The sequence below is a fragment of the Streptomyces sp. NPDC091209 genome (genome assembly GCF_044757755.1).
In the GTDB taxonomy this organism is placed as follows: Bacteria; Actinomycetota; Actinomycetes; order Streptomycetales; family Streptomycetaceae; genus Streptomyces.
In genome coordinates, this window is sequence record NZ_JBIVVR010000014.1 from 179845 (window position 1) to 185643 (window position 5799).

Annotated in this window: 5 protein-coding genes; 3 read left to right on the plus strand and 2 right to left on the minus strand. The window is 73.5% G+C overall.

Translation table 11 applies throughout. The features are described 5' to 3' along the window. Positions 1–232: 232 nt before the first annotated feature. Entirely contained in the window at positions 233–1006 is a 774-nt protein-coding gene (locus tag ACIQRL_RS33215) for a polysaccharide deacetylase family protein (RefSeq protein WP_401338545.1), read from the minus strand. Between the two features lie 573 nt (positions 1007–1579). On the opposite strand from ACIQRL_RS33215, the gene ACIQRL_RS33220 reads away from it, so the two are divergent. From ACIQRL_RS33220 to ACIQRL_RS33230, 3 genes are all read left to right on the plus strand, one after another. After that, a complete protein-coding gene (locus ACIQRL_RS33220; protein ID WP_401338547.1) occupies positions 1580–2389 on the plus strand; it encodes a hypothetical protein in 810 nt (269 codons plus the stop codon). A gap of 613 nt (positions 2390–3002) precedes the next feature. After that, positions 3003–4202, plus strand: coding sequence for an acyltransferase family protein (locus ACIQRL_RS33225; RefSeq protein WP_401338548.1), 1200 nt, complete (start codon positions 3003–3005; stop codon positions 4200–4202). A gap of 124 nt (positions 4203–4326) precedes the next feature. After that, on the plus strand, positions 4327–4965 hold the full coding sequence (locus ACIQRL_RS33230) for a hypothetical protein (RefSeq protein WP_401338550.1): 639 nt from the start codon (positions 4327–4329) through the stop codon (positions 4963–4965). A 118-nt stretch (positions 4966–5083) separates the two neighbouring features. Here ACIQRL_RS33230 and ACIQRL_RS33235 read toward each other — a convergent pair whose 3' ends face one another. After that, on the minus strand, positions 5084–5599 hold the full coding sequence (locus tag ACIQRL_RS33235) for a GNAT family N-acetyltransferase (RefSeq protein WP_401338552.1): 516 nt from the start codon (positions 5597–5599) through the stop codon (positions 5084–5086). Positions 5600–5799: the final 200 nt, after the last annotated feature.

The window sequence follows — 5799 nt, forward strand, 5'->3', positions numbered from 1 at the left end:
CGGGCGCGGGGCCGGCACGGGCGCGGGGCCGGCACGGGCGCGGGGCCGGCACGGGCGCGGGGCCGGCACGGGCGCGGGGCCGGCACGGGCGCGGGGCCGGCACGGGCGCGGGGGCCCCGCGCCGGGGCCGGGCGCCGGGGCCGGGCCCTCGGACGCCGTGCCCGGACGGGGCCTCGGGCGCCGTGCCCGGACGGGGCCTCGGGCGCCGTGCCCGGACGGGGCCGGGGCTCGCTCAGTGCACCGGGAAGCCGAAGGAGTAGCCCTGCTGCTTGAGCCAGGGCAGGATCCGGCGCAGGGCCTCGACGGTCTGGGAGCGGTCGCCGCCCGCGTCGTGGAACAGGAGTGTCGGCCCGTTGGGCAGTTCCCGCTCGACGGTGGCGACGATGGCGTCCGTGCCCGGCCGTTCGAAGTCCTTGGAGTCCACGTTCCAGCCCAGCGGGCGCATGCCCCGGGAGGCGGCCAGCTTGCGGCTGTAGGGGGTGAAGGCCCCGCCGGGCGCCCGGTAGTACATCGGCCGTACGCCCCCGGACGCCTCGGTGATCATGTGTTCGGCGTCGAGTATCTGCTGCGACTGGTAGGCCTGGGACTTGGTGTCCATGGTGGTGTCGTGCGACACCGAGTGGTCGCACAGCCGGTGCCCGGCCGCGACCACCTTCTTCACGAGGTCGGGGTGGGCCTGCGCCTGCGTTCCCACCATGCAGAACGTGGCCTTCACCCCGTACTCCCGCAGCACCTCGAGCACGTGCGGGGTCCACACGGGGTCGGGGCCGTCGTCGATGGTGATGTTGACGCCGCGCGCGCCCTTGTCCGAGGCGTGCACGATGGTCAGCGCCACCGGCCCGGTGCCGCGGCCCGGCGCGGCCGACGCGGTCGCCTTCGGCGACACGCCGCCCACGGCACCGGCCTGCGCGGTCCACACCGAGGCGCCCACGGACAGCACCGTCACCCCGAGTGCCGCACCGACCACCTTGCCGTACCAGCCCCGCCCGCCGCCGTGCCGCGCCATGTCCGCCCCGCTTTCCCGCAGTTCCTCGCCGATTCCCGGTCACCTCGCGACCACCTGGCAGGACGAGGGGCGGCGGCCACGGGATGCGTCCGTTACCGATCACGGACAGTTCCGGGGGCGTTCACGGACAACCCGGCGGGCAACGGCCGGACCGGACCGGCCGGTCGGCCCGTTCCCGGACGGCGGAACCCGGCTCGCCCAGGCACGCTGACGCGGGCGCAGCGGCACGAGGACCGCCCGGGGGCGGTGAAGGACCGGGAGACCAACACCGGTGCGAAAAGCCGCAGTCGGCGCTCCGCGTGCAAGGAAGAGCGGCAGTCGGCGCTCCGTTGGCCGGCTGTTGCGGCCGTCCCGGACGGTAGGCGGCCCCGACGGCCACGGGCAGGTGGCCGCCGACGGCCGCGGACGAGACCCTCGCCGCAGAGCGGACGGGACCCCCGCCGCAGACATCCTTGACCCGGACGTTCTCCAGGCCCTGCGCACGCGCGACCATGTTGACGTACCGGCGGCCGCTGCCTCGGTGCCGGCCCGCCCGGCTCCGCGGCAAGCAAGGCCGCACCACCATGATTTCGGATGCCGGAAGTGGGTCCTGACGTGGTCGCGTGGGCTGCGCTCGCCGGAGGTGCCGCCCTGGGTGCCCTGTCCGCCCGCGCCTGGGCGCAGGCGGCCCGGTACTGGAACAATCCTGCGGCACGCCCGTCACCGGTGGCCCTGTCCCGATACTTCGGACCGGAAGCCAGAAAGTGGCTGGAGCAGGGGTGCGGGCTCAACGCCGCCTGCCTGACCGGTCTGACACTCCTGCTGCTGGGGGGAGCCTGGCTCCCCCCGGACAGAGGGGCCGGCACCCGGAACCCGGTCGCGTTCGCAGTGGCCGTGTGCGGGCTGGCCGTGTTCCTCGCCGGAGTCCTGGGCCAGCTCTCGCTGGGATTCCTCGGCGGTCCGCTGTTCCTCCTGCCCCGGCACGCCCGAGGCGGGACCGACGACAAAACCGGCGGCCCGCGCGGCCGGACGGCCGGTTCACCCACCGAGCCAGGAACCCGCGGGGTGTCTGCACCGATCGCGCGTGCATCCGACGGCGGCGCCGAGATCATGGTGTTCCGTGACGAGTCGGACGCCTATGCCCAACTGCGCCGCTACAGGGTCTACGTGGACGGCAAGCGCGTGGGGGACATCCGGCGCGGGGAGAATTGCGTCCGCTCCCTCGCCCCCGGGCCGCACACCGTCCAGGTCAGGATCTCCTGGTGCTCGAGCCGGCCGTCCCGCGTCGAGGTGTCCCCCGGTGACCGGCTGCGCTTCATCTGCCGGGCCTCGCCCGGCGTGCAGTCCGGTCCCGCTGCGGTGTACAGGCGCAGGCACGACTTCCTGCTGCTGCGCGCGGTGTGAGCGCGGCGCCCTTTGGCGGGTTCTCGCGCCGCAGGTGTGCGGTGTCCCGCCGCAGGTGTGCCCGGTGTGGCGCCGCAGGGGTGCGCGGTGTGCCGCCGGTGACGCCATGTGGGCGCATCAGCGGTTCGCCCGCGCAGCGGGCGAGGCGACCTGGTGGCCCTGGCGGTGACCGGGCCGCAGCACAGGAGGGCTGGGGTTTCGGGTGTTCTCCAGCCTGTGTTTCGGGAGCACGCGTGCAGCGGCGCCGCGGTCGCCCACAGCGGCGTTCTCCAGGGCGAGAAGGCTGATCACGGCGGCATGGACGGTGACTCTCCGGTCCACGCCGGCTCAGCACCGACGGAGTTCGGCGTGCGTCTTCACGAGCTGGTACGCCGGCATCCCGTCCGCCCCGGAAGTCAGGTGTCCGATCTTGAACCTCCCGGCCGCGTGCACCGTACTAGTCGCTGCGGGTGGCGTGTGCCTCCCGCAGCGCCACCAGGTGACGGCGAGGCCGGTGCGTGCGCGCCGGCCCCGGCCGCGTCGTGGACGGATCGCGTGCCGCGACCACGGCGCCGAGGGAAAGGGACGAACGATCTCATCAAGACCGAGCCACCCGGCCGGCGGCGACCTGCGCGTGCCCATCCCCCCGCGGGAAAGGAACGAGACGGACGCGGCACCGGGCCGAACCCATGTGCCGGGCCTCGACGGGCTCCGTGGTCTGGCCGCGCTGTATGTGGTCCTGTTCCACTGCTGGCTGCTGACCTTCCCGGGATTTCCCCGCAACTCGGGTCCCTCGTGGCTGGGCTGGCTGATGTACGGGCGTCTCGCCGTCGTCTTCTTCCTGGTGCTCTCCGGTTTCTCCCTGGCTCTGTCCGCGGCCCGCAACGGCTGGCGGCTGGGCGGCGTCGCAGGGTTTCTGCGCCGGCGCGCCTGGCGCATCCTGCCTCCCTACTGGGCGGCACTCGCGTTCAGCCTGGTGATCGCCTGGCTCGTGGTCCCCGCCTCGCACTTCGGACCGCCGAACGGCGCCTCGATCGTGGTGTACGGCCTCGTGGTCCAGGACGTGTTCACAGCCCCGACGCCCAATGGCGCGTTCTGGTCGATCGGGGTGGAGGCGGAGCTCTATCTCGCCTTTCCGCTCTTCCTGCTGATCCGGCGGAGGCTGGGGGCGGTGGCCCTGGTGGCGGGGGTGACGCTCCTGGTCGTCGCGCGCGGCCTGATGGCGGACAACGCCACTCCGGTCGAAGGCGTGAACTGGCTCACCCCGAATCTCGCCCCGGTCTTCGCCGCCGGCCTGATCGGTGCCGGAATCGTCGTCGCGCCGGAGAAGGTCCGGCGGCTGCCCTGGCACTGGCTTGCCGCCCTGGCGGCCGTGCCGGTCCTGTCGCTCGTCCTGTTCAAGGGATCGGTCTGGACGGTGACCCACTATTTCTGGGTCGACCTTGCTGCCGTGCCCGCCATGACCATGCTCCTCGCGGCCGTCGCCACCGCAAGACCCTCGGTCCTCCTGCGGCTCCTGGCCACCGGCCCCATGCGCGGCCTGGGCAACTTCTCCTACAGCCTCTACCTCGTTCATCTGCCGATCGTCATGGTCCTCGCCCGGAAAATCGCCCCGCACTACGTGTCCCCCGGGCTGCCCACGTTCTGCTTCACGCTCAGCCTGGCGCTGCCCGCCTCGGTAGTGGGGGCGTGGCTGTTCGCCGGGCTCTTCGAGATGCCCTTCAAGCGGAACCGGTCGTGGAAGTCCCTCATCTCCGCGGGGCGTTCACGCCGGAGCGGCGTTCTTCCGGGCCCGCGTCAGCCGCTTCGCGGCGACCAGCCAAAGGAGAGCTGACGGCCGCTCCGTCGGACCATGCGCCCCCCGGTGTCCGGCACCGGGGATGGTCAAGACTGCGTCATGTGGCATCAGCGGCTGAGAAGGCGGGAGCTGCCCGGCGTACTGAGGGAGCAAGGTGATCGTGACTCAGGAAGAAGGCAACTCCGTGATCCGGCAACGCACCGTCCTCGCCGCGGCGGCAGGGCTCGCCACGGCACTCCTCCTGACGGCGTGCGGCGCTGCGGACCAGGCCTCCGGCACGGACCCCGGCAGCACCGCCCCGGCCGCCACGGCCGCACCGGATCCCGCGGCCTCCGCACCGGCCGCCTCCCCCACCACCGGCGGCGGAACCTCCGGGAGCGGAACCTCCGGGAGCGGAACCTCCGGGAGCGGGACCTCCGGGAGCGGACACCCGGCCACGGCCACCCTGCTGACGGTCAGGGTCATCAAGGGCACGGGCAGCATCGTCACCGACGGCAGGGGAATGACTCTCTACCGCTACGACAAGGACCGGCCGGATCCGTCCAGGTGGACGTGCGCCGGTCCGTGCACGAAGACGTGGCTGCCGGTCATCGTGCAGGACGGCGTACAGGCCAGGGGTGTCGAGAAGAGCCTTCTCGGCACGGTCCACCGCGACGGCATGCCCCAGCTCACGCTGGGCGGCTGGCCGCTGTACCGGTACGCGGGCGACACCGGTGCCGGGCAGGTCAACGGCCAGGGCAAGGACGGGCAGTGGTACGCCGTCAGCCCGTCCGGCCAGAAGTCCGCCCTGTCCGGCTGAAGCCCCCGCCGCCGCCGTACGTGATGCCGGCTCGGGCCGAACCCCGTCCCCGACTTGCGTGCGCAGGACGTGAGCCGACCGGGTGGACCGGTCCTGGCGCGCTGCGGCGGCCGGCGGGCTAGAGGTGGTCGAAGGGCGCCGCGTAGGCGAAGGTGCCGCGCAGGGCCGGCTCGTATGCCGAGAGGGTGCGCACCTGGAAGCAGTCGCCGTAGGCGGGGTCCGGTGCGGTGATGCCGTAGTGCGTGCTGGGGCGAAAGCCGTAGCGGCCGTAGTACGCGGGGCTGCCGAGCAGGGCGACGAGCGGTTCCCCGCGGGCGTCCGCCGCGCCGAGCGCGGTGTGCACGAGTGCCCGTCCGACGCCGCGGCGCTGGTGGTCGGGGTGCACGCTGAGCGGGCCCAGTCCCAGGACCGGGGCGGTGCCGATGTGCCCCCGGGTGCAGATCACATGCCCGACGGCCTCGTCCTGCCCGTTCACCGCCACGAGCGACAGCTCGGGCAGCCAGCCCTCGCAGTCGCGCAGTTCCTCCAGCAGGGCGGCCTCGACGGGGACCGGGATCCCCGCTCTGGCGAACGCGGCCGCGGTGAGGGCGAACACGGCCGGGATGTCGGCGGGCGTCTCGCGTCGGATCAGCACCGGCACAGTCTGGGTGCCGAAGCGGCGCGGACGCAAAGGGATTCGGTCCCGCCAAACCGCCGGCACCGCCCGACCGGGCCTTCGGGACACGCACCCCGACACGGGCACAGACGCGGGCACGGACGCGGACGCGGGCACGGACGCGGACGCGGACGCGGGCACGGGCACGGGCACGGGCACGGGCACGGGCACGGGCAACG